The 25,893-nt window shown below is 31.9% G+C and carries 28 protein-coding genes and 1 other RNA gene; 18 read left to right on the plus strand and 11 right to left on the minus strand.

Annotation, left to right across the window (positions count from 1 at the left end; genetic code table 11):
- The first annotated feature begins 61 nt into the window (after nt 1-61).
- The 4 genes from B3I31_RS08175 (at nt 62) to B3I31_RS08190 (ending at nt 2,511) form a co-directional block, all read left to right on the plus strand.
- The gene (locus B3I31_RS08175) at nt 62-667 is read left to right on the plus strand and encodes a hypothetical protein (RefSeq protein WP_221854182.1); all 606 of its coding nucleotides are present in this window, start codon (nt 62-64) and stop codon (nt 665-667) included.
- Nucleotides 668-669: 2 nt separating this feature from the next.
- Complete coding sequence (locus B3I31_RS08180; RefSeq protein WP_291060562.1) at nt 670-1,518, plus strand: phosphatidate cytidylyltransferase; 849 nt, start codon at nt 670-672, stop codon at nt 1,516-1,518.
- The gene (locus B3I31_RS08185; RefSeq protein ID WP_038331813.1) at nt 1,515-2,165 is read left to right on the plus strand and encodes a phosphatidylserine decarboxylase family protein; all 651 of its coding nucleotides are present in this window, start codon (nt 1,515-1,517) and stop codon (nt 2,163-2,165) included. The genes B3I31_RS08180 and B3I31_RS08185 overlap by 4 nt, the downstream gene beginning before the upstream one ends.
- Nucleotides 2,166-2,247: 82 nt before the next feature.
- Nucleotides 2,248-2,511 carry a hypothetical protein gene (locus B3I31_RS08190; RefSeq protein ID WP_221854180.1) on the plus strand — a complete coding sequence of 88 codons (264 nt, stop codon included), beginning with the start codon at nt 2,248-2,250 and terminating at the stop codon, nt 2,509-2,511.
- Nucleotides 2,512-2,530: 19 nt separating this feature from the next.
- Here B3I31_RS08190 and B3I31_RS08195 read toward each other — a convergent pair whose 3' ends face one another.
- Nucleotides 2,531-3,601, minus strand: a complete 1,071-nt coding sequence (locus B3I31_RS08195; RefSeq protein WP_291060564.1) for a glycosyltransferase family 2 protein — start codon at nt 3,599-3,601, stop codon at nt 2,531-2,533.
- A gap of 1 nt (nt 3,602) precedes the next feature.
- The gene (gene recR / locus B3I31_RS08200) at nt 3,603-4,217 is read right to left on the minus strand and encodes a recombination mediator RecR (RefSeq protein ID WP_286494730.1); all 615 of its coding nucleotides are present in this window, start codon (nt 4,215-4,217) and stop codon (nt 3,603-3,605) included.
- Nucleotides 4,218-4,324: 107 nt separating this feature from the next.
- On the opposite strand from recR, the gene B3I31_RS08205 reads away from it, so the two are divergent.
- The 7 genes from B3I31_RS08205 (at nt 4,325) to B3I31_RS08235 (ending at nt 11,352) form a co-directional block, all read left to right on the plus strand.
- Nucleotides 4,325-5,854: a sodium:solute symporter gene (locus B3I31_RS08205; RefSeq protein WP_286494731.1), complete on the plus strand. Its 1,530-nt coding sequence runs from the start codon at nt 4,325-4,327 to the stop codon at nt 5,852-5,854.
- Nucleotides 5,855-5,856: 2 nt separating this feature from the next.
- Nucleotides 5,857-6,102 carry a hypothetical protein gene (locus tag B3I31_RS08210; protein ID WP_125350517.1) on the plus strand — a complete coding sequence of 82 codons (246 nt, stop codon included), beginning with the start codon at nt 5,857-5,859 and terminating at the stop codon, nt 6,100-6,102.
- A 286-nt stretch (nt 6,103-6,388) separates the two neighbouring features.
- Nucleotides 6,389-7,234: a transketolase gene (locus B3I31_RS08215; protein WP_125350518.1), complete on the plus strand. Its 846-nt coding sequence runs from the start codon at nt 6,389-6,391 to the stop codon at nt 7,232-7,234.
- A gap of 24 nt (nt 7,235-7,258) precedes the next feature.
- Nucleotides 7,259-8,725: a hypothetical protein gene (locus B3I31_RS08220; RefSeq protein WP_291060567.1), complete on the plus strand. Its 1,467-nt coding sequence runs from the start codon at nt 7,259-7,261 to the stop codon at nt 8,723-8,725.
- 22 nt (nt 8,726-8,747) lie between these two features.
- Complete coding sequence (locus B3I31_RS08225) at nt 8,748-9,452, plus strand: hypothetical protein (protein WP_180905074.1); 705 nt, start codon at nt 8,748-8,750, stop codon at nt 9,450-9,452.
- Complete coding sequence (locus B3I31_RS08230; RefSeq protein ID WP_180906861.1) at nt 9,452-10,393, plus strand: transketolase family protein; 942 nt, start codon at nt 9,452-9,454, stop codon at nt 10,391-10,393. The genes B3I31_RS08225 and B3I31_RS08230 overlap by 1 nt, the downstream gene beginning before the upstream one ends.
- Nucleotides 10,394-10,578: 185 nt before the next feature.
- Nucleotides 10,579-11,352 carry a LuxR C-terminal-related transcriptional regulator gene (locus tag B3I31_RS08235; RefSeq protein ID WP_219033690.1) on the plus strand — a complete coding sequence of 258 codons (774 nt, stop codon included), beginning with the start codon at nt 10,579-10,581 and terminating at the stop codon, nt 11,350-11,352.
- Here the strand turns inward: B3I31_RS08235 and rnpB are convergent.
- The 3 genes from rnpB to B3I31_RS08250 form a co-directional block, all read right to left on the minus strand.
- Nucleotides 11,352-11,661: RNase P RNA component class A (rnpB, locus tag B3I31_RS08240), an RNA gene on the minus strand. The two genes, B3I31_RS08235 and rnpB, sit on opposite strands and share 1 nt — an antisense overlap.
- Before the next feature lie 83 nt (nt 11,662-11,744).
- Nucleotides 11,745-14,270: an ATP-dependent Clp protease ATP-binding subunit gene (locus tag B3I31_RS08245; RefSeq protein WP_286494732.1), complete on the minus strand. Its 2,526-nt coding sequence runs from the start codon at nt 14,268-14,270 to the stop codon at nt 11,745-11,747.
- A 119-nt stretch (nt 14,271-14,389) separates the two neighbouring features.
- Nucleotides 14,390-15,040 (minus strand): NRDE family protein, encoded by a 651-nt coding sequence (locus B3I31_RS08250; RefSeq protein WP_115001619.1) that lies wholly within the window; start codon nt 15,038-15,040, stop codon nt 14,390-14,392.
- Nucleotides 15,041-15,090: 50 nt separating this feature from the next.
- Between B3I31_RS08250 and B3I31_RS08255 the strand changes: the two genes are divergently transcribed.
- The 3 genes from B3I31_RS08255 to B3I31_RS08265 all read left to right on the plus strand — a co-directional run bounded on the left by B3I31_RS08255 (nt 15,091) and on the right by B3I31_RS08265 (nt 17,418).
- Complete coding sequence (locus tag B3I31_RS08255; protein WP_125350525.1) at nt 15,091-15,588, plus strand: hypothetical protein; 498 nt, start codon at nt 15,091-15,093, stop codon at nt 15,586-15,588.
- Nucleotides 15,585-16,565 carry a hypothetical protein gene (locus B3I31_RS08260; protein ID WP_125350526.1) on the plus strand — a complete coding sequence of 327 codons (981 nt, stop codon included), beginning with the start codon at nt 15,585-15,587 and terminating at the stop codon, nt 16,563-16,565. The genes B3I31_RS08255 and B3I31_RS08260 overlap by 4 nt, the downstream gene beginning before the upstream one ends.
- A gap of 73 nt (nt 16,566-16,638) precedes the next feature.
- On the plus strand, nt 16,639-17,418 hold the full coding sequence (locus B3I31_RS08265) for a rhomboid family intramembrane serine protease (RefSeq protein WP_260392035.1): 780 nt from the start codon (nt 16,639-16,641) through the stop codon (nt 17,416-17,418).
- A 32-nt stretch (nt 17,419-17,450) separates the two neighbouring features.
- On the opposite strand, the gene B3I31_RS08270 is transcribed toward B3I31_RS08265, so the two are convergent.
- Entirely contained in the window at nt 17,451-17,771 is a 321-nt protein-coding gene (locus tag B3I31_RS08270) for a YbaB/EbfC family nucleoid-associated protein (RefSeq protein WP_291060570.1), read from the minus strand.
- Between the two features lie 23 nt (nt 17,772-17,794).
- A complete protein-coding gene (gene obgE, locus B3I31_RS08275) occupies nt 17,795-18,781 on the minus strand; it encodes a GTPase ObgE (protein WP_115001628.1) in 987 nt (328 codons plus the stop codon).
- A gap of 396 nt (nt 18,782-19,177) precedes the next feature.
- Here obgE and B3I31_RS08280 point away from each other — a divergent pair, with 396 nt between their 5' ends.
- Complete coding sequence (locus B3I31_RS08280; protein ID WP_291060572.1) at nt 19,178-19,783, plus strand: hypothetical protein; 606 nt, start codon at nt 19,178-19,180, stop codon at nt 19,781-19,783.
- Between the two features lie 45 nt (nt 19,784-19,828).
- The gene (locus B3I31_RS08285; RefSeq protein ID WP_291060574.1) at nt 19,829-20,860 is read left to right on the plus strand and encodes a quinone-dependent dihydroorotate dehydrogenase; all 1,032 of its coding nucleotides are present in this window, start codon (nt 19,829-19,831) and stop codon (nt 20,858-20,860) included.
- 118 nt (nt 20,861-20,978) lie between these two features.
- On the opposite strand, the gene B3I31_RS08290 is transcribed toward B3I31_RS08285, so the two are convergent.
- From B3I31_RS08290 to kdsA, 4 genes are all read right to left on the minus strand, one after another.
- Nucleotides 20,979-21,557: an adenylate kinase gene (locus tag B3I31_RS08290; protein WP_125350758.1), complete on the minus strand. Its 579-nt coding sequence runs from the start codon at nt 21,555-21,557 to the stop codon at nt 20,979-20,981.
- A gap of 6 nt (nt 21,558-21,563) precedes the next feature.
- The gene (gene hpt / locus B3I31_RS08295) at nt 21,564-22,100 is read right to left on the minus strand and encodes a hypoxanthine phosphoribosyltransferase (protein WP_038333090.1); all 537 of its coding nucleotides are present in this window, start codon (nt 22,098-22,100) and stop codon (nt 21,564-21,566) included.
- 61 nt (nt 22,101-22,161) lie between these two features.
- Nucleotides 22,162-23,523 carry an oxygen-independent coproporphyrinogen III oxidase gene (gene hemN / locus B3I31_RS08300; RefSeq protein WP_291060576.1) on the minus strand — a complete coding sequence of 454 codons (1,362 nt, stop codon included), beginning with the start codon at nt 23,521-23,523 and terminating at the stop codon, nt 22,162-22,164.
- 73 nt (nt 23,524-23,596) lie between these two features.
- Nucleotides 23,597-24,406 (minus strand): 3-deoxy-8-phosphooctulonate synthase, encoded by an 810-nt coding sequence (kdsA, locus tag B3I31_RS08305; protein WP_115001635.1) that lies wholly within the window; start codon nt 24,404-24,406, stop codon nt 23,597-23,599.
- Between the two features lie 76 nt (nt 24,407-24,482).
- On the opposite strand from kdsA, the gene B3I31_RS08310 reads away from it, so the two are divergent.
- Nucleotides 24,483-24,716 carry a uroporphyrinogen decarboxylase gene (locus tag B3I31_RS08310; protein WP_115001637.1) on the plus strand — a complete coding sequence of 78 codons (234 nt, stop codon included), beginning with the start codon at nt 24,483-24,485 and terminating at the stop codon, nt 24,714-24,716.
- An 18-nt stretch (nt 24,717-24,734) separates the two neighbouring features.
- Nucleotides 24,735-25,853 carry a glycosyltransferase gene (locus tag B3I31_RS08315; protein WP_115001639.1) on the plus strand — a complete coding sequence of 373 codons (1,119 nt, stop codon included), beginning with the start codon at nt 24,735-24,737 and terminating at the stop codon, nt 25,851-25,853.
- Nucleotides 25,854-25,893 lie beyond the last annotated feature (40 nt).

Below are 25,893 nucleotides of genomic sequence, written 5' to 3' on the forward strand. Positions count from 1 at the left end.
TGTTAAAAATTATTACCTTTAGGCTGTAATTGATTAATTTCATATAAAATCATGAGTTTTCATGTGGAAAGCAATTAAAAACCTACTTAAAAAAGCTACTGAAAAATCAGCAGAGAATTCAGATGATAATCACATTGATTTATTTCATCCGAATTATGCTGACCAAAAGATTTCTATGGATGAAGTATTTGCTACAAACTTTAATGTAGGTGGTGGACATTTTTTATTTTGTGATAATATAGAGGAGGCTTCTAAAAACCTTAAAGAGATTGTCAATTACGAAAATGTAACCGAATTAATTTGTCCTGATCCAAATTTACAACAGGTTCTTAATTCAGTCAATATTCCTTTTGTCGAAAATCCATGCGATTCTCGTTATACGCTTAGTTTTCTTAGTTGCGAATTTCTGATTGCTTTTGATGGAAGTATTATGTTATCGGCGCATCAAACTTATGGTAGAAATATTGCTGATTTTCCGTCAAATTTTATTATCTATGCACGCCCGTCACAATTAGTGGAAAATGTGAGTGTGGCATTACAGAAATTACGAACATTAAAAAAAGACAACCTTCCATCTAAAATAACTTCGATTCGAGGAAAAAATATGCACAAATTTCCCAACGTAGACAACGCGAAGAATATTTATTTGTTATTGGTTGAAGATTAGCTATGAAAAATTTAGCAATTAGAGCTTTCTCTGGACTTATTTACGCACTTATTATATTTTTCGGGACAACGATAAATCCAAAAGGTTTGATTGTTTTGATGATGGTTTTTGGACTTTTTTGTTTGTACGAGTTTTTTAAAATCACTAATCTTACCAATAAACTTTATCAATTAGGAGCACTTTTAGCTGCCTTAGTTGTTTTTGGATATTATGGAAAAGAATTTTTAGAAGCTTTCGAAACTTCAAATCATTACTATTTTCATTTAAAAAGTTTGTACTTCATCATTCCAGTTTTATTTGTTTTTAGTATTTATATTATTTTCAAATCAACCAATGAATTATTGAACGATTTTGGAAAAGCTACTTTAGGTTTAACATACGTTATCGCACCATTTGCCTTAGCATTAACTTTACCTAGTTTTGATTATAATTTAGGTGAAAAAGTGATGCATTACGAAGTGTTTTTCGTTTTCTTATTACTTTGGAGCAGTGATACATTTGCATATTTAACAGGAAACTTAATTGGAAAACATAAATTAGCACCTAAAATTTCGGGAGCAAAAACGTGGGAAGGTTTTTTTGGAGGAATTATTTTCACCATTATCGCTGGATTCTTAATTCAGAAATATTTTGGAGAGAACTTGCACGGAAACTGGATGATTATTGGTTTGATCGTTGCAGCATTAGGTCCATTGGGAGATTTGACAGAATCTAAATTAAAACGATTTTTTAATGTAAAAGACAGCTCTAACCTTATTCCAGGACATGGCGGTTTTTTAGATCGATTAGATAGTTTTATATTTGTCATACCATTTGTTTATTTATATTATTTATTAGTATATACTTTATGAAACTTCACAGAGAAGGAACAGCAATTTTGATAGGTTGCTTAATTTTATTTGCAATCGCTACAGGAGTATTACATTACTTTTTTCCTGTATATGGTTTTTACTTTGCCTTACCATTATGGATACTTTACGGATTTATCGTTTGGTTTTTCAGAAACCCAATTCGTGAATCAGATTCGTCAGAAAACTGCGTTATCGCACCAGTTGATGGAAAAGTTGTTGTATTAGAAGAAGTATTTGAAAGTGAATTTTTGAATCAAAAATGTATTCAATTATCAATTTTCATGACGCCTCTTAACGTACATGTAACGCGTTATCCCGTGAATGGAAAAGTGATTTATTCGAAATATCATCCAGGAAAATTTTTGGTTGCGTTTCATCCAAAATCATCAGAATTGAATGAAAGAACAACTGTTGTTGTAGAAAATGCAGATCATACAAAAGTTCTTTTCAGACAAATTGCAGGTGCAGTTGCACGAAGAATTGTTTGTTACAGTAAAGAGAATGACGACGCTGTTGCTGGTAAAGAATATGGCTTCATCAAGTTCGGATCGCGTGTTGATATCTTTTTACCACTTGATACTGAGATTAATGTAAAGGTTGGAGATAAAACAAAAGGTGGAATTCAGAAAATTGCACAATTGAAATAAATCAGTTAGTTGAACTCAATGTTTTTAACTAATTTTGTCAAAACAATTATAATAATATACCCATACAATAAATTTGTAAGACATGAAAAAATTAATTCTTTTAGTAGCTGTTGCAGCATTCGCTACTTCTTGTAACTCTAAAGCAAGTGTAAATCACGGAGTTCTTCCAGTTGTTCACGAACCAGCTACTGCAGAAGAAATGCACCACAAATCTGAAGCTGCTCACGAAGGTCACGAAAAACATGAGGAAGCTGTTGAAGAAAAACACGAAGAAGTGAAAGATTCTACAAAAACGGCAGAAACTCCGAAAGTTGAGAAAAAAGATACTGTAAAAGCTGGTCATTAAGATTCAGCTTTTTTTGTTTTTATAGATTTATAATCTGCTTATCATCGCCTATTACATAATTTTTATTTTTAGGGCGAATATAAAATGAACGTGAAGAAGAGTTGTTTTCAGAAATGATTGATAATATCTCTTGATAAGTAAAAAAAACTGTATCAATTACAATTTCATTATTTGATAAAGATTTTAAATCCGTATTTATATTTATCCAAAATAATTCTTCTGCATTTACTTCTATTTTAGACGTATTATTAGGTGAATGTAAAGAAAATTTAAATAATTGAATTAAATATTTAATCAAAATTCCCGAACGTAAAAGTTGATAATGCAACCAATTTTTTTGATAATATTTTGCTAAGAAAATCATCATGGCTTCAAAAAAATGTTTATAATATTTTTTATCTTTTTTCGTACTTTCTCCCTTGTAATGTAAAACCGTTATATCTCCTTTATAATAATTTTTATAACCAGCCAATTCTGCACTAAAAGACAAATCTATATCTTCTCCATACATAAAATAACGTGGATCAAATCCTCCAATTTCCTGATAGATTTTCTTCGTGGTGAACATAAAAGCACCAACTAAAATTTCGCAAGGAGCAATTTCAAATTCATCAACTTCTAATTTGTAATAATTATTTTTCTTTGAATGATTAAATCGACTATACAACTTAGAAAATGAATTTTTAGCTGTCGGAATATTACGTTTTGATTCTGGATGAAAATTTCCGTTTGTATCTATCATTCGTACTCCCACAAAACCTATTTTTTCTTTTGACTGATGAAATTCAATCAAAGATTCGAATAAATTCTCTGGAATAATTGTATCTGGATTAAGAATCAGAATATATTCTCCCAAAGCATTCTCAACCCCAATATTATTCGCTTTTGCAAAACCAAGATTTTCATTCTGAAGTAAAAAATTTACAGTAGGAAAAGTTTTTTTTAGGAATATAAAATCAATTTCCGATGAATCATTATCAATTACAATTATTTCGCCATCTACATTTTTTAAAGCTTCCTGACACGAATCAAGACAAAGCTCTAAATGTTTTGGCGCATTATAACTAACAATAATTATCGATAATTTCATTTTAAAATTTATTTTCTGAATATGGGATTCGATGTTGTATAGAACGAACCAACGTCGCTTCGTCTGCATATTCTAACTCATCTCCTACACCAAGACCTCGTGCAATGGTCGAAAAAATAATTTCGGCATTCTTTAATTGTCGATACAAGTAAAAAACAGTTGTATCTCCTTCCATTGTAGAACTTAAAGCAAAGATTATTTCCTTTACATTTTCATTTTGAACACGATCTACCAAAGTTTGAATATTCAATTGACCAGGTCCAATGCCTTCCATTGGAGAAATCTTTCCTCCTAAAACGTGATATTGTCCTTTAAATTGTCCTGTGTTTTCAATCGCCATCACATCACGCACATCTTCCACGACACAAATTATAGTTTCTTCTCTCAATGAGTTGTTGCAAATATCACAAACCTCATCATCAGAAATTGTATGACAATGTTGACAATATTTAACATCATCTACCAAATGAGAAAGCGCTTCGGATAAAGCCGTCGTTTGAGATTTGGGACGATTTAACATATGTAAAACAAGTCGCAAAGCTGTTCTCTTTCCTATTCCTGGCAAATTTGACATCTCTTCTACAGCTCGCTCTAAAACCTTGCTTGGGTAATTCATTCGTTCAAAAAATTATAGACAACAAATTTACAATTTTATCTTCGGAAAATTAATCTATCATCATTCACTCAAAAATATTAAATTTGGGCTTATTTACTAAATAAATTATGAACTCAACAATTTTACTACTTTGTGTTATCGTATACTTTGTAGGACTTTTAGTGATCTCTTACTTCACCAGTCGAAATTCTGACAATCAATCTTTTTTTAACGGAAACAAAAAAAGTAAATGGTGGTTGGTGGCTTTCGGAATGATTGGGACAAGCCTTAGTGGCGTTACTTTTATTTCGGTTCCGGGTACGGTCGGAAAATTAACTGGTTCCGAATATATTTATGGAGGATTCGAATATTATATGATGGTTATCGGATTTTTTCTTGGTTATTTTATCGTCGCGGGGGTATTACTTCCACTCTATTACCGAATGAATCTAACCTCAATTTACACCTATTTAGGAAAACGTTTCAATGTTGAAGCACATAAAATGGGATCGGTTTTCTTTATTATTTCTCGTGGAATTGGCGCAACAGCACGTTTATATTTAGTTGTAAATGTGTTACAAATATTTTTATTAGACAATTTAGGCGTACCATTTTGGGCAACAACATTTGTCTTATTATTGATGATATTATTATACACGTTCGAAGGTGGAGTAAAAACAATTGTCGTAACCGACACCTTGCAAACATCATTTATGATCATTAGCTTGATTGCTTGTATTTGGTTTATCCTTTCGCATCTTAATTTATCTGTTGGTGAAGCTTACGATAGGATGCAAGCCAAAAACTATACCCATTTCATTAATCTTGATCCAAATTCGAAAACTTATTTCTTAAAAACAATTTTGGGCGGAATGTTTATCACAATTGCGATGACTGGTCTTGACCAAGAAATGATGCAAAAAAATATTTCTGTTGATAATCTTCAAAACTCAAAAAAGAATATGTTGACGTTCGCTGGAACATTATTGATTGTGAATTTAGCGTTCTTATTTTTGGGTGGATTGCTTTATTTATACGCAATGAGTGAAGGTGGTTTTTATACTGCTGATGGTTTCTTTATGGAACAAGGCGGACAAAATATTATGGGTGATGATATGTTTCCAGCACTTTCGCTGTTAGGACATCATTTCCCAATGATTATTTCTGTAATTTTTATTATCGGATTAATTTCTGCTTTATTTCCTTCTGCCGACGGAGCTTTAACGGCGGTTACAAGTTCATATTGCGTCGATTTATTAAACATCAACGAAGACAAAGAAAAATCAGAAAAAGAAAAGAAAAAGATTCGTATTCGTGTTCACTTAATTTTCACGGTAGTTTTCTTTATCTTGATTATGGTTTTCAAAATGATTAACAACAAATCAATTGTTTATCTTGTGATGGAAATTGCAGGTTATACTTACGGACCTTTATTAGGATTGTTTGCTTTCGGAATTTTAACGAAACGTAACATTTACAGAAAATATTCAATTATTACAGTTGCTATTTTAGCACCTATTTTTACGTATATCATCAACGAATTAGTGATTAATTTTACTGATTACAAAATTGGTGTTGAATTAATCATTTTGAATGGTTTATTAACCTTTATCGGTTTGTGGTTAGTAAGTTCTAATCGTCAAAAAGAATTAAATTAAAAATGGAAAAGAAATTAAAATTAATCTGGGATTTTTATGGTCCCGATGCTATACCAACTGCAAAACATCATGCAATTCACTTGAAACAATATGCAGAAAAAGAAAAGTTACAAAGTACATTTTCTGAATTTGTAGAGGTTGAACCAGAATATGCAGTTGCTTATTTGGTGGTGGTAGAATCTGAAATGATACAAGTCCGTGACGCTTTGATACCTCATCGTGGCGAATGGCATGTGGAAGAAGAATAAATAAAAAAGACGAAGTTTTGCTTCGTCTTTTTTATTAAAAAACATCTCTCTGTACCCTTTACAATTAGAAGATTACAAAAAGATAAATAAACGTTGTAAAACTCTTGCCTTCTTATTAACTAACTTCAAGCTTCTTCTTTATAAACTTCAGCGCTGGTTTTTATAGTCTCATAAGTAGGTTAGCTATTATTACCGATTATTCTCCCCAATTGTAGTGATTTATGTTCTACGATTTTTTTGCCCTACAAAAAAGAATTATTTTTGTTCAAATTTTTATAAACAAACAATGACACTTCAAGAACTTCAAACACAAGTACAACAAACAAGGAGAGATATTTTGAGAATGGTACATGCCGTAAATAGTGGACACCCAGGTGGATCATTAGGTTGTGCAGAATATTTTGCTGCATTATACGGTAAAATCATGACTTACTCTACAGACTTCTCTATGGACGGAAAAGGAGAAGATTTATTCTTCTTATCAAACGGTCACATTTCACCAGTTTTCTACAGCACATTAGCTCGTTCAGGATTCTTCCCTGTTAGCGAATTAGCTACATTCAGAAAATTAGATTCTCGTTTACAAGGTCACCCAACAACACACGAAGGTTTACCTGGAATTCGTATCGCTTCTGGATCTTTAGGACAAGGTTTATCAGTTGCTTTAGGTGCTGCTCAAGCAAAAAAATTAAACAACGACGATAAATTAGTTTACACATTACATGGTGACGGTGAATTACAAGAAGGTCAAGTCTGGGAAGCTTTTATGTATGCTGCTGGTAAAAAAGTGGATAATGTAATTGCAACGATTGACTACAATGGTCGTCAAATTGATGGTGATACAGACCACGTTTTACCATTAGGAGATTTGAAAGCTAAATTAGAAGCTTTTGGATGGATTGTTTTAGAAGAAAAAGATGGAAATAACTTAGAAAAAGTAATTGCTATTTTAGAAGAAGCTAAAACATTAACAGGAAACGGAAAACCAGTTTCAATTTTATTACACACAGAAATGGGTAATGGAGTTGATTACATGATGGGAAGCCACTCTTGGCACGGAAAAGCGCCTAACGACGAGCAATTAGCTTCTGCATTAGAGCAAAATCCTGAAACTGAATTGACAGATTATTAATAATTTCAACACAATCAAAATACTATGAAAACGTTATTTTATTCTATACTTACGCTTTGTTCTTTAACAGCCTTTGGGCAGGAAAAAACATATTCTTTTGACAAAAAAGTATCGTATAAAATCAATTTACCAGAAGAATATCAGACTTATTTAGATGGTCAAAAAGATTTATTTTTTGTAACCTATATTTCTAAAGACGCTGTTTTAGGAACTTCGGAAGGAGGTCCTTATACTTCAGGAAGCTTTAATAAAGATGCTTTCTTTATCAACAACAGCAAGTTTTTCGAAGTATATGCCAATTCATTAGAAAATCAATTATCGATAAAAGCCCCTTATTATTACGAAGGTATATCGGATGATAGTTTAAAAACTTATTCAGATAACTTGTTCGAGAAATTTATTTCAGTTAAAAATCTAAATTCATCTACAACGATCAATGGATATAAGTGTAATGAATACGAATTAACATCTAAAACAGATTTCGAAACAAAATCTTCTACATTATGTGTTGATGAAAAAAATGCAATTAATAACGTTGCGATTATGTTTCCTCAAACAAAATTGAAAGGGCTTTTAATTAGATATGACGCAGGAGATTTTAATGGATTAACGATTCAAAATATTGCAAATTCTAACGTAAAAGTAACTTTTGATGAGAAAAAAGAAATCGAAAGTTTTACTAACGAATTGGCAAAAAAGAAACAAGAATACGATAACATGATGTCGTCTGTAGATACGGCTTATGCAGCCGAAGCAGTAGCTTATTCACCAGACAATCGTTACGAGGATCCTATTATTAATTATTACAATTATCAAACATCAGAAAGTGATAACGTAAATAGTCTTTTTGGAACTGTTGCTTCATTAAATTATAGCTTGATTTATAATGATAGTGATTATGATGGAAATCCTGATATAGAGCGTTCTAAAGCTTTGGCAACTGCGCAAGGTTCTACAAATCAATTGGTAAAACAATTCAAAAAGAATAAATTAGCAAACAAAAGCGAAGTAAAAGAATTAAATAACCTTTTCAAAACGTATTTCGATGATGCTAAAAAGTTTAAATTAACAGAAGTTTCAACAGATTATGATGAAGCGGCTGTAGCAGTAGATTCTGCTGTTGCTGCAACAGAAGTTAGTTTAGCCGAATATTATGATCCTTATACATCTGCTTACAAAACGACAGATATTAGCAAAATCGATTTGGCAATCGACAATCCAGACATTCAAGATTTCATGAAAGTTGCACCAGAACATTGCAAAAATTTGAAAGCTAAAATTCCGACTTTTACAGATAAAGATTTAGGAAATTTGGTTTACAATTACGCAGGACAAGTGTGCGATATGTACATTTATCAAAGCGGAAGTGTTGCTCTTTCGGGAACAATTGATGCAATAAGAAAAAGTGTTTTAGAAATCAATAACAAATATGATAAACTGAAAAAAGAAGACAAAGATAAGTTAACTACTTTCTTGAATTCTTTGGATTAATACTTATCAAATCAATTCGATAATGAAAAAATCAATCAGTTTTATATTAACGCTTTTTACATGTTTAACTTTCGCTCAAATGCAATCGTATAAATTCGAAAACGTTATTCAATATCGTATCAAAAGTGATTTCTATTCAGATTTTTTGGACATTTTATCAACCAAAGATTACAAAGCACATTTGATGATTACGCGAACACCGATGGGAAACTTCGCTTCATTAAAAGTAAACGACAATATGTATTCTGTTTACAGCGAAGAAGAAAATCCGAAGGTTTTTAAAATTGATTTCGAAGGCACAAAAGATTTATTAGGAAATTCTTTTTTAGCGACTAATAATCCAAGTTTAACAAATTCCGCAATCGGAAATAGTTATGTTGCGAATAGAACTGGTCAAAAAGAAACGATTCTAAATAAACAATGTGAAGTGTATAACATTTTCAGAAAAGATAATGACAACGACAATGGTACAGAAATTTGCATCGATACAAATTCTAACATCAACACCGTTCCGTTTATCAATTCTGAACTAAATTTGAAAGGCTTGATTTATCGAGTTGGACATAATATTGTGTTAGAAAATGTTGAAATCTTAGAAAATTGGATAAAAAAGAGCGCCGAAGAGGAAGAAGAAATTAATGTTTCGCCAAATGATTTTATTTATCAATTTGATGAAAAAACAGAAGTAGAAAAATACAAAAACGAATACAAAAAACAAAAACAATGATAGACTTAACATACACAGAAAAAAAAGATACACGTAGTGGATTCGGAGATGGATTGACAGAGTTAGGAAGAACAAATCCTAACGTTGTTGCATTGTGTGCTGACTTGATTGGTTCATTGAAAATGGATCAATTTATCAAAGAAAACCCAGAGCGTTTTTTCCAAATTGGTATTGCTGAAGCAAACATGATGGGAATTGCTGCAGGTTTGACAATTGGAGGTAAAATTCCTTTCACAGGAACTTTCGCTGAATTTTCTACAGCTCGTGTGTACGATCAAATTCGTCAATCTATCGCTTACTCTAACAAAAATGTAAAAATCGCTGCATCGCACGCTGGTTTAACGTTAGGAGAAGATGGTGCAACTCATCAAACATTAGAAGATATTGGTTTGATGAAAATGTTACCAGGAATGGTGGTTATCAATCCTTGTGATTACAATCAAACTAAAGCGGCTACAATTGCTGCAGCTGAATATGAAGGTCCTGTTTACTTACGTTTCGGTCGTCCTGCTGTTCCAGTTTTCACACCAGCTGACCAAAAATTTGAAATTGGTAAAGGTATCTTAATGAACGAAGGTTCTGATGTAACAATTGTTGCGACAGGTCACTTAGTTTGGGAATCTTTGGTTGCTGCTGCTGAGTTAGAAAAAGAAGGAATTTCTTGTGAGGTGATCAATATTCATACAATCAAACCATTGGATGAAGAAATTATCTTAAACTCTGTAAAGAAAACAGGAAAAATTGTAACAGCTGAAGAACATAATATTTTAGGTGGTTTAGGTGAATCTGTTGCAAGAGTTTTAGCTCAAAAATTACCAACAAAACAAGCTTTTGTTGCGGTTAATGATAAATTCGGTGAATCTGGAACACCTTCAGATTTAATGAAAAAATATGGAATCGATTCTACTGCTGTAATCGAGAAAGTAAAATCTTTACTTTAATTCCATCATAATATTAAAAAGGAGCTAAAAAATTTAGCTCCTTTTTTTATAGGTTAAATATAAAATAGGTTGGTTGAAAAAGCAAAACTGCTTTAATCCTATATATATTTTGCAAAATTAGTTTATATTACTAACTTAAAAAATACTCATTTAATGGTATTTTATTAACTTTTACTTGTAAGCATATGAAAAAAGCAAATCAAAAATCTATTACTGAATATGCAAGTATTGTAAAAAAACTATGGAGTGAAAATACAGATCGTAGAACCTTAAACGAAAAAAATGAGAGTTTTCAATCGATTAATGATTATTTACAAACTTTAAGAAGTCTTGCTCTTGGTGAATCTTTTATGTATTTCATCAATCCTAATTCTGCAACATTCGAATATGTTTCTCCTCAATGCGAAGATATTTTGGGTTATCTTCCTGACGAATATACAGCTGAATTATGTGTTCAAATGGTACATCCCGATGATTTGCAACATGTGATTGATATTCAGCAACGAATTGCAAATTTTAGTATGGAAATTGTCCCTGAAGAAAGAATGAATTATAAATTTACTTATGATTTTCGTGTGATAGATAAAAAAGGAGAAATTCATCAAATTCATTTGCAACATTTCTTTTACGAATTAAGTAAAAATTTTTTACCAAATCGAGTTTTTTGTTTAGCGACTGACATCACACAAATAAAGGTTGGAGGAAAGCCTATTATGCATATTTACAACATCAAAGATGGATTGAATAATCTTCTTAATTCAAAAACAAATTCATCTTTACAACTTACAAAAAAAGAAACGGAGATTATCGAATTTCTGATTAAAGGCTACACAAGTCAGGATATAGCAAACGCTATAGATTTAAGTAAACATACTATTGACACGCATCGAAGAAATATTTTGAAAAAGAACAACTGTTCTAATACTTCAGAATTATTTAGTCTTTACTTCAAAAAATAGAAAAAAGCAAGCCGATAAGCCGGGTTCTGTCACCTTAATAAATCAAGATGCTTTGTCATTTATCTAGTATTTTAGTTACCTAAAATATCAATCTGCCTACCCCCCAGCAACGAACGAGTAGCTCTTAACTGCTGGTATACATGGCATTGCTCCGCATAGAGTTTACCTGGTTTCACTACAGCCGAACTGTACATACTTTCTGTTGCACTTGTCCTCGCCTCTCGACGGACGGGCGTTACCCGCTATGCTTACTCTTTGGAGCCCGGACTTTCCTCTTCACATACATGAAGCGACAAAGTGGCTTGCTGAGCGCAAATGTACGGCAAAAGTTACCGAAATAAAAAAGGCTTGAACAAAAATGTTCAAGCCTTTCTATTATAGAAACTTAGAAATTATTCTGATTTTTCTTCTTTCGTTTTTCCTTTTACAGAAATTTTAACACCATCTTTTGCTTCATTTAAATCAAGAGTTAATTCATCTCCTTCACTAATTACAGCATTGATAATTTCTTCTGCCATTGGATCTTCGATGTATTTCTGAATAGCACGTTTCAACGGACGAGCTCCATAATCTTTATCAAATCCTTTGTCTGCGATAAAATTCTTCGCTTCCTCTGTTAATTCAATATGATAATTCAAAGCTATTAAACGCTCGATTAAACTTGCTAATTCAATATCGATGATTTTCATGATGTCTTCTTTTGTCAATGAATTAAAGAAAATAATATCATCAATACGATTCAAAAATTCTGGCGCGAAAGCACGTTTTAAAGCTGTTTCAATTGTTGATTTTGCGCGTTCATCAGCAGAATCTTTCTTAGATGAAGTTCCAAATCCAACACCATCTCCAAACTCTTTCAATTGTCTTGTACCAATGTTAGACGTTAAAATGATAATCGTATTACGGAAATCAACTTTACGACCTAAACTATCTGTTACATGACCATCATCCAAAATTTGTAACAAGATATTGAATACATCTGGATGCGCTTTCTCAATCTCATCTAACAAAATTACCGCATATGGTTTACGACGAACTGCTTCTGTCAATTGTCCACCTTCTTCGTAACCAACGTAGCCCGGAGGTGCTCCAACTAAGCGAGAAACGGCAAATTTCTCCATGTATTCTGACATATCGATACGAATTAACGCATCATTCGAATCAAAGATTTCTTTCGCCAAAACTTTCGCTAATTGTGTTTTACCAACACCCGTAGTTCCTAAAAAAATGAATGAACCAATTGGTTTGTTCGGATCTTTCAATCCTGCACGATTACGTTGAATTGCTTTTACAACTTTCGTTACCGCTTCATCTTGACCAATTACTTTTCCTTTCATTAACTCATTCATCTGAGCCAATTTTTTCAATTCTTTTTCAGCTACACGATGTACAGGAACGCCAGACATCAACGAAACAACTTCCGCTACATTTTCTTCTGTAACTGTTTCACGATTCTCTTTCGATTCTTGTACCCATTTTGCTTGCTCACGTTTCAAATCACTTTCTATTTGTTTCTCTGAATCACGTAAACGAGCAGCTTCTTCGTATTTTTGAGATTTTACAACTTTCGTTTTCTCTTCGCGAACTTCTTCTAATTTTGCTTCAAGATCTAAAATTTCTTGAGGAACTTTTATATTCTTGATATGCACGCGAGAACCCGCTTCATCTAAAGCATCAATCGCTTTATCTGGCAAGAAACGATCTGTAATATAACGTGTTGTCAAATTTACACAAGCTTGCAACGCTTCATCTGTATAATTTACATTATGATGCGCTTCATACTTATCTTTGATATTATGTAAAATCTGTAATGTTTCTTCTGGAGTTGTTGGTTCAACCATCACATTTTGAAAACGACGAACTAATGCACCATCTTTTTCAATATATTGACGATATTCGTCCAACGTTGTTGCTCCAATACATTGTAATTCACCACGCGCCAAAGCAGGTTTGAACATGTTAGAAGCGTCTAAAGAACCCGTAGCTCCTCCTGCTCCAACAATTGTATGTAACTCATCAATGAAAAGAATAATATCATCATTTTTCTCTAATTCATTCATGATTGCTTTCATACGCTCTTCAAATTGTCCACGATATTTAGTTCCAGCAACTAATGATGCTAAATCTAATGTTACCACACGTTTGTTGAACAATACGCGCGAAACTTTACGTTGTACAATTCTTAACGCTAAACCTTCTGCAATTGCAGATTTACCAACACCTGGCTCTCCAATTAACAATGGATTGTTCTTTTTACGACGAGAAAGAATTTGCGAAACACGTTCTATTTCTTTTTCGCGTCCAACTACAGGATCTAATTTTCCTTCTTGCGCAATCGCTGTCAAATCTCGTCCGAAATTATCTAAAACTGGTGTTTTACTTTTCGAAGTAGGTTTACTTGTAGATGCACGCTCAAAATCGTTATCAGAATCACCTCCATCAAAAGATGGATTTTCTGCACGAGGAGATTGAATTTCCTCATCTTGAAATTGAAATTTGAATTCCTCCTTTACTGTATTGTAATCAATATCCAACTTATTCATCAATTTTGTAATCGGATCGTTTTCATTACGAAGAATACACAATAATAAGTGAATTGTATTTACAGTCGGACTTTTAAACAATTTTGCTTCTAAGAATGTTGTTTTCAACGCTCTTTCAGCTTGTTTTGTCAAACTCAAATTTTTTATATTATTACCTGGAGTTTCTTTTGCTGGGTTTAGGTTTTCTATTTTTTGACGCATTTCGTCTAAATCGACATTCAATGCTTCTAAGACAGAAATGGCTTTCCCTTCACCGTCGCGAATAATCCCCAACAGAAGGTGTTCCGTTCCTATTTGGTCGTGGCCTAATCTCAACGCTTCTTCCTTACTATAAGAAATAACGTCTTTTACTTGTTGTGAGAAATTATCGTTCATTTTATTATTTAAGCTGTCTTTAACAAATATAATTATTCTGATAGACTATAGCATAAATTATGCCTATGTCCGAAATGATTTGATGATTCCTTAAAATAACGAATTATTGTCTATTAATTTCAAAATAGCTGACAATATTTCATATCAATTCTTAAAGAATTCATAATAATTTGAGAGATAGATGTCGTTGCTAAAAAATCGTACAAATCACCTTTTTTCATTTTCAAATCATCGTGAAGTTCTAAAATTTCTTCGGATTTTAAATCATTATTTTGATTAAAAATTTCATCAATTTCATTTCTTCTTTCAGGACTGTACAATGTCGACGAACACCATGTCACAATTTTTTCTTGCGAAATATCTTTTACGCTCAGTTTATTTTCATTCCAAAACAAAAGGTAAGCATTTTTAGTTAGTCTTTCAAAAACAAAAATTGTAAAAGGTGCGATTCCTGACAAATTTTCCGAATTAATAAACTCATTTACAGAATTATATTTCAATAAATCTAATAAGATAATTCCTCTACTTTCTCTGTATTTTTCTTTGAAATGCATTGGTTTTTCGATTCCTCCATTCAAAATACACGCAACATATTGTTCCGAATAAAAAATCCAAGTTCCATTTGCGCGCTCATCTACAGGCGAAAAATAAGTTTTATCAAAACGCTTTTGCTCCACAATCTCTTTAGAAGAAGAACGATTTATTTCCTCATCTCGGTTGTGCGTCAACACAAATTCATCCTCATTTCTGTAAAAACTGATTATACACATCTCATTTTTCAATTTAGTTCAAATGTAAAAATTTATCTTTGCAAAGAATTATGAGTATTCAGAAAACTATAGCGCATTCCTTTGATGAAATGAAATCGATTCTTTTGCAATTTGACGATCTGTCTTTTCAAAAGGAATTAGAAATCATTTCTGGTGCTTCTGTTGGTCAACATTTTCGTCATATTATCGAGTTTTATTCGTGCTTTTTACAAGCGCAAAAAAACAATTGTATTTGTTATGATGATAGAGAGCGAAATCGTGCTTTAGAAAATTCGGTTGTTGAAAGTTTGAATACGCTGAATCATCTAAAATCACAAATAGAACGTTTAGATTTAGAAAAAACAATTCAGCTAAAACAGAATTATTACGGAGAGAATTTCACAATTAATACCACAAATTATCGCGAATTAATGTATTGTTTTGATCATAGCATTCATCATTTTGCGTTGATTAAAATTGCGATCGAAACTCATTTTTCAACGATTAAAATTCCACAAAATTTTGGAATTGCATCTTCTACAATTGCTTTTCAAAATCAAGAAAAATGAATCCGAAAATAACAAAATGGACACGATACGAATTTTGGCCATTCTGGTTATTTTATGCGCCATTGACACCTTGGTACATTTATAAAATCTTTCAAACAGGCGCTCCAGCTTACTTTTGCTCGGCAAATCCTACAATGAAATGGGGCGGATTTATTGATTATTCTAAAATTGATTTACTCAATCAAATTGATAAAAATTATAAGCCAAAAACCATTTTTTTTGATGAATTTACAACACAAGAAATTCCGTTTAATTTTCCCTTTATTGCAAAACCAAATCTTGGTGAACGTGGAATTGGTGTAGAATTAATCAGAAATGAAATTGATTGGAAAAATTATTTAGAGCAAAATAATCGAGATTTAATTTTACAAGAATATATTCAATCAAACTTTGAGTTTGGTGTTTTCTATGTTAGATTACCAAAAGAAAAAAATGGTAAAATACTGTCGATAACAGCAAAAGATTTTTTGACGTTTACGGGTGATGGAAAATCAACTTTGAAAGAATTAATCGAACAAAATTTAAGAGCTTTTTACCGAAAAGATTATTTGTTTAAACGTTTACAAAACGAACTAAATTCAGTTCTTCAAAAAGATGAAAAATTATTGGTTGAACCAATAGGAAATCATAGTCGAGGAACAACTTTTTTAGATGGATCTTCTCTAAAAACGTCTAAATTAGAAGAAACTATAGATCAAATCGCACAAAAAATTGATGGTTTTTATTATGGTCGTATCGATTTGAAAGCAAAAAGTTTAGAAGATTTTCAGAACGGAAATTTTGTCATACTTGAAATTAATGGTGCAAATTCTGAAGCAACTCATATTTATGATCCGAATTTTAATTTGATAAAAGCTTATAAGGAAGTGATTAAGCATTTGAATTACCAACATAAAATTGCTGTTCAAAATCATCAATTAGGCGTGAAATGGACAGATTGGAAATTGCTTGCGAGAGAATTAATAAAACGCTATTAAACTTAATTTGACCAAAATTGGCAGATTTTCTGGAAAGGAATAAAGATTGAATGATGTTTTCAAAACCAATTTTATGAGTTATCCTTTTCCGAAGAAAACTATTATAATTCCTCTGCTACTGCTTATACCAATGTGGATTATCTTTTTGTTCCAACAAAACGGATACAATTTAAACGGTTGTTACGGCGTTATTCCGAGAACTTTCGTAGGATTGAAAGGAATTCTGCTCTCACCTTTATTTCATTCGGGTTGGAAACACATTATCAGTAATACCTTTCCGTTAGCATTTCTTAGCTTTATCGCACTATTGATGTACGATAGATTAGCTTATTATGTTATTTTTTTTGGTTGGATTTTATCAGGAATTATTCTTTGGATGATTGGAAATCCTCCTTTTTTAGATGATAATGTAAGTTGCCATATCGGAGCAAGTTCTATCGTTTATTTATTGGCTTCGTTCATATTTTTCAGTGGAATTATTAGAAAAGAACGCGGTTTAATGGCGATTTCATTAATCATTATTTTATTATACGGCGGAATGATTTGGGGAATGGTTCCTCAAGAAATTTTACCACAATTAAAAACAGATACAAGTAGTAATTCTATTTCTTGGGAAGGACATTTAAGTGGATTTATTTCGGGTGCATTTTTTGCTTATTTGTTTAGAAATATTGGTCCACAAAAAGAAGTTCCGAAATGGGATCAAGAAAATTATTATGATCCACAAGCCGAGCGTTTATGGGATATTTACCAAGAACAAGAACGTTTGAAAGCAGAATATCTTGAATCTTTGGATGAGAAAGATGATAAAAATATTGAACCAAATTATCAAACAAAAACCCCTGAAAATTAATTTTCAGGGGGTTTTATTTTTTCAAATTCTTCTTAGAAAGGCATTCCAGGAATGTTTGGTAAATTTTCTTGAGCTGTTTTTTTCGCTCTGTCAATTGCTTCTGTTTTTACTTGTTCCAACGCTTTGTTTAACGTCATCACTAACAAATCTTCAATTTCTTCTTTTTCCATTCCTTCAGCAAGTTCAATATCTTTTATTGTTGCTAATTTAGACATTGTAATTTTTACTTTTCCATCGTTAGAAGTCGTTGTAAAAATTTCTCCATCTAATTCATTTTTCAAATCAGAAAATTTATCTTTAAATGAATTGATTTTTCCCATCATTCCCATGATGTCTCCAAAATTTCTAAACATTTGTCTTTATCTTTAATAATTAGTTATTCGTGTAGTTTTTTCCACAATAAATCTTTCAATTCTGTGATTCCTTTTCCAGAAACAGACGAAATAAATATCGTATCAATATCAGTTGGTAATTGTGCTTTAATCTCAGCTTCCAATTCATCATCTAACATATCTGACTTAGAAATAGCTAAAATTCGTTCTTTATCTAACAATTCAGGATTGAATTTTTTCAATTCATTCAACAGAATTTCATATTCTTTTTTATAATCTTCTGTATCGGCAGGAATTAAAAATAATAAGTTAGAATTACGCTCAATATGACGCAAGAAACGATGTCCAAGACCTTTTCCTTCTGCCGCACCTTCGATAATTCCAGGAATATCTGCCATAATAAATGACTGATGATTACGGTATTCTACAATTCCCAAGTTAGGTGTTAACGTTGTAAATGCGTAATCTGCAATTTTTGGTTTAGCAGCCGAAACAGCTGATAATAAAGTAGATTTTCCTGCATTTGGAAAACCAACTAAACCAACATCTGCCAAAATTTTCAACTCCAATGTAACTTGACGCTCGTCACCATCCAAACCTGGCTGTGCATAACGAGGCGTTTGACGCGTTGCAGAACGGAAATGCCAGTTTCCTAGCCCCCCTTTTCCTCCTTGCGCAATAATTAATTCTTGCCCATTTTCTGTTACTTCGCCAATAATATTTCCTTCGTCATCTTTGGCAATTGTTCCGATCGGAACTTCCAAAATAATATCTTCACCGTCAGCACCAGTAGAACGAGATTTACCTCCACGTCCACCGTTTTGCGCACGGAAATGTCTTTTGAATCGAAATTCTAACAAGGTCCAAAGATTTGAGTTTCCAAGAAGCGTGATATTTCCTCCACGTCCACCATCTCCACCATCTGGTCCACCTTTGTCAATATATTTTTCGCGATGCAAACTTGCTGAACCCGCACCTCCATGTCCGGCTCTACAATTTATTTTTACGTAGTCAACAAAATTTGATTGCATAATTTTTCTCTTTTAATTAGTCTGCAAAAGTACAATTTCTAATTTGTTTATTAAAATCTTGTATTATCTATTTTGAATGAATAATTTATAATGACTCAGATTTTTATTTATATTTATTCAATTAATTAACACACTATCATGAATACTAAAAAAATTTGTCCGAATATACTGATGACTAACTTCTGAAAAAGCAAAAACAAACCAAAACAATGGTAATTACTTTTGGATGTTTGATGTTTTTGATTTCTATCTTCTTGGTATATTCAGCAATAAAATCAAAAAATTATGCATTAATTGCCGTTGCTTGCAGAACTTCAACTACTTTGATGCCTTTGGTCATAAGGCTTTCTATGATTAACAAAGAAATAAAATCGCGCCAAAAATAGATTCAATAGTATGAATAACGAACATTTACAACGTTTACTTCCTTTTGGTTATATTTATTTAGTCATCATGGGGATTATTAAAGAATCCATTTTTTACTATCAATTGGATATTAATATTCTGAAATTTTCGAGCATTATGGATATTTTAATTAGTCCAATAGCCGAAATCACCGCACATTCTTTCTTACTAATCTTTTTTATTCTTCTCATTTTTCTACTTTATGGTTTCAAACAATATTCATTGAAACATTCAGAGAAAAAATTTATTAAGAAATTTTTAAAAAAATATTTCAAAATTGATGAAAGTAAAGTATTAACACATACAGAATTCGAAAAGATAATTGATAAAACTCTAATCAATTATTTCTTTGCATTATTAATTTGTTTCTTTTTAGGATTTGGAATTGGTGGTGGTAATTTTCTGTCAAAACGAATAAAAAATGGAGATTTAAAATTCGAAAAATATGGGCAAACCTTAACTTTCAATTCTGGTGAGAAAAAAGAAATTTATTTAGTCAATACGAATAGTCTCTATTATTTCTATGTTGTAAAAGGTCAAAAAACTGTTGAAATTTCGCCAATTGGCACAATACAATCAATCGCAAAAAATAAGTAATCAAAACATATTTTTATAATGAATAGGATTGATTAATTTTGCAACATGTACAAACAATTCAAAAACATTTTATTCCAATTACAGCCCGAAGATGCGCATCATTTTGTTACGCGAAATCTAAAAAATTATGCTGCATTTCCTGGAGTTGGAAAATTATTAGATAAATTTTATCAATACAATCATCCAAGTTTAGAACGAGAAGTTTTTGGAATTAAATTCAAAAATCCAATTGGTTTAGCTGCTGGTTTTGATAAAAATGCTGAATATATTGAAGAATTGGACCACTTCGGATTTGGCTTCATCGAAATTGGAACCGTTACACCAAAACCTCAACCAGGGAATGATGCGCCACGTATGTTTCGTTTGGTAGAAGATGAAGCGATTATCAACCGAATGGGATTTAATAACAAAGGTGTTGATTTTGCTGTTTCGAAAATTAGAGAACTAAAAAATCGTGAAAACTATATTATTGGCGGAAATATTGGTAAAAACAAATTGACACCAAATGAAGATGCTGTTGACGATTACATCAAATGTTTCAATGCATTGTTTGATTATGTTGATTATTTTGTAGTCAATGTAAGTTCTCCAAACACACCTGGATTACGCGATTTACAAGAAAAAGAACCTTTATTGTACATTCTTAATTATTTGCAACAATACAATAATCAAAACGAAAAACCGAAACCAATTTTACTTAAAATCGCACCAGATTTAACAGATTCTCAATTGGACGATATTATAGATATTGTATTAGAATCTAAAATTACTGGAGTGATTGCTACAAATACAACCATTTCAAGAGAAGGATTAAAATCTGATCCAGAAATTGTAAAAGAAACTGGTGGAGTTTCGGGAAAACCACTTAAAAATCGTTCAACAGAAGTGATTCGTTATCTTTCTGAGAAATCGAACAAAGCATTTCCTATCATTGGAGTTGGCGGAATTCATACAGCCGAAGATGCTAAAGAAAAACTGGAAGCTGGTGCAAGTTTGTTACAAGTTTATACAGGTTTTATTTATGAAGGTCCTGCTATTGTAAAAAACATTTGTAAAGGCTTGGTTGAAGAAAAATAGAAAAGTCATTCTGATGTCGGTTCTTCATTTCACAAAAAGCTACATTCAGAAATGATAATAATAAAAAAATGCTCCTTTAATTAAAAGGAGCATTTTTAGTATTATGTAAAAGTTGTTCTTATAAAACTTCTTTAATTGCTGCGTTCAATTTTTCGGTAATATCTTCAATAGAACCTACTCCATCAATCTCAACCCATTTTCCTTGCGCTTTGTAGTGTTCTGCTACAATTGCAGTTTTCTCGTAATATTCTGTAATACGATCACGGATAATTTTTTCGTCCACATCATCAGCACGACCAGAAGTTTTTCCGCGTTCTAATAAACGTTGAACCAAAATTTCGTCATCCACAACTAATGCTAATGTAATCGAAACTTCGCTTTCGTATTTATCTGCTAAGATTTTATCTAAAGCTTCTGCTTGAGATGTTGTACGTGGATATCCATCAAAAATGTATCCTTGCGCATTTGGATTGTTATCTAAATGATCAACCAACATATTTGTTGTTACCTCATCTGGAACTAATTGTCCCTTGTCCATGTAAGATTTCACAAGAGCGCCTAATTCTGTTTCATTTTTAAGGTTGAAACGAAATAAGTCTCCAGTAGAAATTTGAGGAGTTTGGTACTTTTCTTCTAAAAATTTAGCTTGTGTTCCTTTACCACTGCCAGGAGGTCCGAACAATACAATGTTTAGCATTTTGTTTTAATGTTTTATTTGATAAATATCTGGTAAATTTCTTCCTAATCCGTCAAAATCTAATCCATAACCTACTACAAATTTATCAGGAATAGAAATTCCTACTAAATCTACTTTTAAATCTTTTTTGTAAGCATCTGGCTTAAATAATAAAGTTGCTACTTTTAATGATTTTACCTTTTTCTCTTTCAAGATTCGGTGCAACTCTACTAACGTATTACCTGTATCTACAATATCTTCTAAAATAATTACGTGACGTCCTTCAACATTCATCGGAATATCCATCTCAATAGTAATTTTCCCTGTTGATTCTGTTCCTTCGTAAGATTTTAATTTCAAGAACGAAATCTCACATTCTCCTTGATATTGTTTTAAGAAATCGCTGAAGAACATTACAACTCCGTTTAATACACCAACAAAAATCGGTCTTTCGTCTTTGTATTCTTCGTAAACTTCGTTTGCCATATTTTTGATGGCGTGTTCTATTTCTTCAAAAGCGATGTACGGAATAAATTTTTTGCCGTGAATTTCTATTTCTTTCATTGTTTGAGATATTCAAATATATACTTTTTTTTGATAAAGTTTAAAACATTTATCTATTTTATTAGATTGTCATTGAGAAAATGCGTGTTTCTGGCTCGTTATCTATCATTCTCTTATCGAATGTCATACACACATTTCGAACGTATGGACGTCCTTCTTCTTTTACGATCAAACCATTTTCTACAAATTCAATCAAATTATCGTCAACCATATCTTGTAACATAGTTTTGATACGATCTACATCATCAAATTTCATGTTATCATCAGCCCAAGAAGTTTCTAAATTACACATTAAATTTAGAATATGACGACGCATAATCAAATCTTCTTCTGATAAAATATGACCTTTGAAAACGGATAACTCTCCGTTATTGATTGATTTTTCGTACTCTTCTACCGTCTTCTCGTTTTGTGCAAAACTGTACCAAGAATCGCTGATAGAAGAAACTCCTAAACCAACCATTAATTGTGTTTTCGAAGAAGAATATCCCATAAAATTACGATGTAATGTATGGTTTTTCATCGATTGATACATCGAATCTTGTTCTAAGGCAAAATGATCCATTCCAACTTCGAAATAGTTCATTTCCTCAAACATTTTCTTTCCTTCTTCATATAATGCACGTTTCAATTCTGGTGAAGGCAAATCATCCTCCTGAAAACCACGTTGTCCCACACCTTTTATCCACGGCACATGTGCATAACTGTAAAACGAAATACGATCTGGATTTAATTCTTTTGTCAAATTAATTGTTTCCATCATTCCTTCCATTGTTTGATGTGGAAGACCAAAAATCAAATCGTGAGAAATCGATGTAAAACCAATTTCACGCGCTTCTTCTGTTGCTCTTTTCACATTCTCGAAAGGTTGAACACGATTAATCGCTTCCTGAACTTTCAGATCATAATCTTGTACACCATACGAAATACGTCTAAAACCTAAATCGTATAAAGCCTGTAAATGTTCTCTTGTTGTGTTATTTGGATGACCTTCTAAACTAAATTCGTGTCCTTCAGCTACATCCGCATATTCAAAAATACCATCAATTAATTTCTTCAAATTTTCTGGAGAAAAAAACGTTGGTGTTCCTCCTCCTAAATGAATTTCTTTAATTTTTGGTCGAGATGAAAATAAATCCACATATAATCTCCATTCTTTCAAAACTGTATCAATATACGGAACTTCTACCGAATGTTGTTTCGTAATACGTTTGTTACATGCACAAAACGTACACAACGACTCGCAATAAGGTAAATGAATATAAATTGATATTCCTTCTTCTACATTACTTTCATCGAAAGATCGTTGAAAAGTTTCAATCCAACCTTGTTTAGTAAAATCATCATTGTCCCAAAACGGAACAGTTGGATAACTTGTGTAACGAGGTCCTGGAATATTATATTTCTGAATTAAATTATCCATTATCTAAAAAAATTAAAAATACTTAATCAACTTGACTAAGTATTATTTAATAAATTTTCTTTAAAAATTATTTTTATAGAATTGCCTGACGAACTCTAACTAATTTAGTTAATAAGTCTTCTAACAAATCTAATTGTAACATGTTTGCACCGTCACTTTTTGCATTTTTAGGATCTGGATGCGTTTCGATAAAAATACCATCAGCACCAACAGCAATTCCAGCTTTAGCAATCGTTTCGATTAATTCTGGCTTTCCTCCTGTTACACCTGAAGCCTGATTTGGTTGTTGTAAAGAATGTGTGATATCTAAAATAACTGGTGCATAATTTTGCATCACAGGAATTCCACGATAATCTACCACTAAATCTCCGTAACCTAACATTGTTCCACGCTCGATAATTGCTACATTATTATTACCAGAATCTGTTACTTTTTCTACAGGAAATTTCATTGCTTCTGGCGAAAGAAATTGACCTTTTTTCAACGTAACATGTTTTCCAGTTTGTGCAGCTGCAACCACTAAATCGGTTTGACGAACCAAGAAAGCAGGAATTTGTAGCACATCTACATAAGCCGCCGCCATTTCTGCATGAAAAGGTTCGTGAATATCTGTAGTTGTTGGAACATCAAAAGTTTCTCCAACTTTTTGAATAATTTTCAATGCTTTTTCATCTCCAATCCCTGTAAAACTATCAATACGAGAACGATTTGCTTTTTTGAAAGATCCTTTAAAAACATAAGGAATCTCTAATTTATCAGTAATTGTTACTACTTTTTCAGCAATTCTCAAAGCCATATCTTCACTTTCGATGGCACATGGACCAGCAAGTAAAAAGAAGTTTGGCGAATCTTTGTGTTTTATCTTTGATAAAGTTTCTATCATTGTGCAAATTTACACAAAGTTATCGACTTATTTTTCATAATTTTGCCTATACTTTATCATTCTTATTTATCGTTTTATGGATTTTTTATCTAACATTGGTATAGCTGATATTTTTGGCTATCTTGCTTCAGTCTTTATTGTACTAGCATTCTTTTTTTCGAAGATTACAATTATCCGCATTATCAATGCAATTGGTTGTGTATGTTTTGTAATTTATGCTGCTATGATCGAGGCTTGGCCAGTCCTTATTCCAAATGCGATTTTATTTTTAGTTCAGGCGTATTATATCATCTTCAAACCTGGAAAATAATCTTCAAAAACCATAAAATTGAAAATCCTATCTGCTGTACTAAATAATATTGAAACGGATCAAAGATTAGATAAAGTTTGCCATTCTTTGTTAAAATTTGGATACGATGTAGAATTGATTGGCGCGACTATAAACGGTAGACCGAAATTGAATAAACCGTACAAGACATTTTTGATGGAACAAAAGAATCAATCAACAATGAAAAAGTATGCTGAATTCAATTACAAATTATTTTTCACTTTACTTAAAAAAGCGGATAAACAAACTATTTTACTAGCGAATGATTTAGATAGCTTACTTCCTTTTTATTTGGTAAGTAAAATCAAAAAAATTCCTTTAGTTTTTGATAGTCACGAAATTTATTCAGAATTGCCATCATTACACAATCGTCCTAAAACAAAAAAAGTTTGGAAAACTTTAGAACGTTCTCTTGTTCCAAAAATCAAGTATTTTTATACCGTAAGTGATGGATATGCCAATTGGTTTCGCAAGGAATATGGTGCTAATCCGGCTGTGATTAGAAATGTTCCCAACCGAACAAAACTTAACGATAAACAAGATTTAATTTTCTTTCGCTTACCCGAAAATCCAACAAACGATAAAATATTATTGTATCAAGGCGCAATTAACATGAGTCGAGGAATTGACAGAATGATTGAAGCGTTCAAACACATTGATAATTGTCAATTTTGGATTGCTGGCGAAGGGCCTAAAAAAACTGAATACGAACAATTGGTAAAAGATTTAGACTTAACTAATCGCATTCATTTTTTAGGAAATATTCCCCCAAAAACTTTAAAAACTATAACACCTTTAGCTGATGTAGGAATGAGTATGGAAGAAGATTTAGGATTAAGCTATCGCTACGCTCTACCGAATAAATTATTTGACTTTATTCAAGCTAGAGTACCAATTTTAGCAACAAATTTACCAGAAATAAAAAAAATAGTCGAAGAGTATAAAGTTGGAAAAGTGATTGACAACCACTATCCAAAACATTTGGCTGAAAAACTACAAGAAATCTTAGACGAAGGAAAAAGAAGTTACCAAGAAAATCTTGCAAATGCTGCAAACGAACTTTGTTGGGAAAATGAAGAATTGAAATTGAAGGAGATTTTTGAAAAAATAAAAAAGTAGATTAAAATTTAATCTACTTTTACCGGTAGTGCATTTGTAT

Origin of the sequence: Empedobacter sp. UBA3475, assembly GCF_002378465.1 — a bacterium.
Lineage (GTDB): Bacteria > Bacteroidota > Bacteroidia > Flavobacteriales > Weeksellaceae > Empedobacter > Empedobacter falsenii_B.

What these genes read in the sequence shown, in the direction of transcription:
- B3I31_RS08175 (WP_221854182.1), top strand. Translation starts at nt 62, where the DNA reads ATGTGGAAAGCAATTAAAAACCTACTTAAAAAAGCTACTGAAAAATCA.
- B3I31_RS08180 (WP_291060562.1), top strand. Translation starts at nt 670, where the DNA reads ATGAAAAATTTAGCAATTAGAGCTTTCTCTGGACTTATTTACGCACTT.
- B3I31_RS08185 (WP_038331813.1), top strand. Translation starts at nt 1,515, where the DNA reads ATGAAACTTCACAGAGAAGGAACAGCAATTTTGATAGGTTGCTTAATT.
- B3I31_RS08190 (WP_221854180.1), top strand. Translation starts at nt 2,248, where the DNA reads ATGAAAAAATTAATTCTTTTAGTAGCTGTTGCAGCATTCGCTACTTCT.
- B3I31_RS08195 (WP_291060564.1), bottom strand. Translation starts at nt 3,601, where the DNA reads ATGAAATTATCGATAATTATTGTTAGTTATAATGCGCCAAAACATTTA.
- recR (WP_286494730.1), bottom strand. Translation starts at nt 4,217, where the DNA reads ATGAATTACCCAAGCAAGGTTTTAGAGCGAGCTGTAGAAGAGATGTCA.
- B3I31_RS08205 (WP_286494731.1), top strand. Translation starts at nt 4,325, where the DNA reads ATGAACTCAACAATTTTACTACTTTGTGTTATCGTATACTTTGTAGGA.
- B3I31_RS08210 (WP_125350517.1), top strand. Translation starts at nt 5,857, where the DNA reads ATGGAAAAGAAATTAAAATTAATCTGGGATTTTTATGGTCCCGATGCT.
- B3I31_RS08215 (WP_125350518.1), top strand. Translation starts at nt 6,389, where the DNA reads ATGACACTTCAAGAACTTCAAACACAAGTACAACAAACAAGGAGAGAT.
- B3I31_RS08220 (WP_291060567.1), top strand. Translation starts at nt 7,259, where the DNA reads ATGAAAACGTTATTTTATTCTATACTTACGCTTTGTTCTTTAACAGCC.
- B3I31_RS08225 (WP_180905074.1), top strand. Translation starts at nt 8,748, where the DNA reads ATGAAAAAATCAATCAGTTTTATATTAACGCTTTTTACATGTTTAACT.
- B3I31_RS08235 (WP_219033690.1), top strand. Translation starts at nt 10,579, where the DNA reads ATGAAAAAAGCAAATCAAAAATCTATTACTGAATATGCAAGTATTGTA.
- B3I31_RS08245 (WP_286494732.1), bottom strand. Translation starts at nt 14,270, where the DNA reads ATGAACGATAATTTCTCACAACAAGTAAAAGACGTTATTTCTTATAGT.
- B3I31_RS08250 (WP_115001619.1), bottom strand. Translation starts at nt 15,040, where the DNA reads ATGTGTATAATCAGTTTTTACAGAAATGAGGATGAATTTGTGTTGACG.
- B3I31_RS08255 (WP_125350525.1), top strand. Translation starts at nt 15,091, where the DNA reads ATGAGTATTCAGAAAACTATAGCGCATTCCTTTGATGAAATGAAATCG.
- B3I31_RS08260 (WP_125350526.1), top strand. Translation starts at nt 15,585, where the DNA reads ATGAATCCGAAAATAACAAAATGGACACGATACGAATTTTGGCCATTC.
- B3I31_RS08265 (WP_260392035.1), top strand. Translation starts at nt 16,639, where the DNA reads ATGAGTTATCCTTTTCCGAAGAAAACTATTATAATTCCTCTGCTACTG.
- B3I31_RS08270 (WP_291060570.1), bottom strand. Translation starts at nt 17,771, where the DNA reads ATGTTTAGAAATTTTGGAGACATCATGGGAATGATGGGAAAAATCAAT.
- obgE (WP_115001628.1), bottom strand. Translation starts at nt 18,781, where the DNA reads ATGCAATCAAATTTTGTTGACTACGTAAAAATAAATTGTAGAGCCGGA.
- B3I31_RS08280 (WP_291060572.1), top strand. Translation starts at nt 19,178, where the DNA reads ATGAATAACGAACATTTACAACGTTTACTTCCTTTTGGTTATATTTAT.
- B3I31_RS08285 (WP_291060574.1), top strand. Translation starts at nt 19,829, where the DNA reads ATGTACAAACAATTCAAAAACATTTTATTCCAATTACAGCCCGAAGAT.
- B3I31_RS08290 (WP_125350758.1), bottom strand. Translation starts at nt 21,557, where the DNA reads ATGCTAAACATTGTATTGTTCGGACCTCCTGGCAGTGGTAAAGGAACA.
- hpt (WP_038333090.1), bottom strand. Translation starts at nt 22,100, where the DNA reads ATGAAAGAAATAGAAATTCACGGCAAAAAATTTATTCCGTACATCGCT.
- hemN (WP_291060576.1), bottom strand. Translation starts at nt 23,523, where the DNA reads ATGGATAATTTAATTCAGAAATATAATATTCCAGGACCTCGTTACACA.
- kdsA (WP_115001635.1), bottom strand. Translation starts at nt 24,406, where the DNA reads ATGATAGAAACTTTATCAAAGATAAAACACAAAGATTCGCCAAACTTC.
- B3I31_RS08310 (WP_115001637.1), top strand. Translation starts at nt 24,483, where the DNA reads ATGGATTTTTTATCTAACATTGGTATAGCTGATATTTTTGGCTATCTT.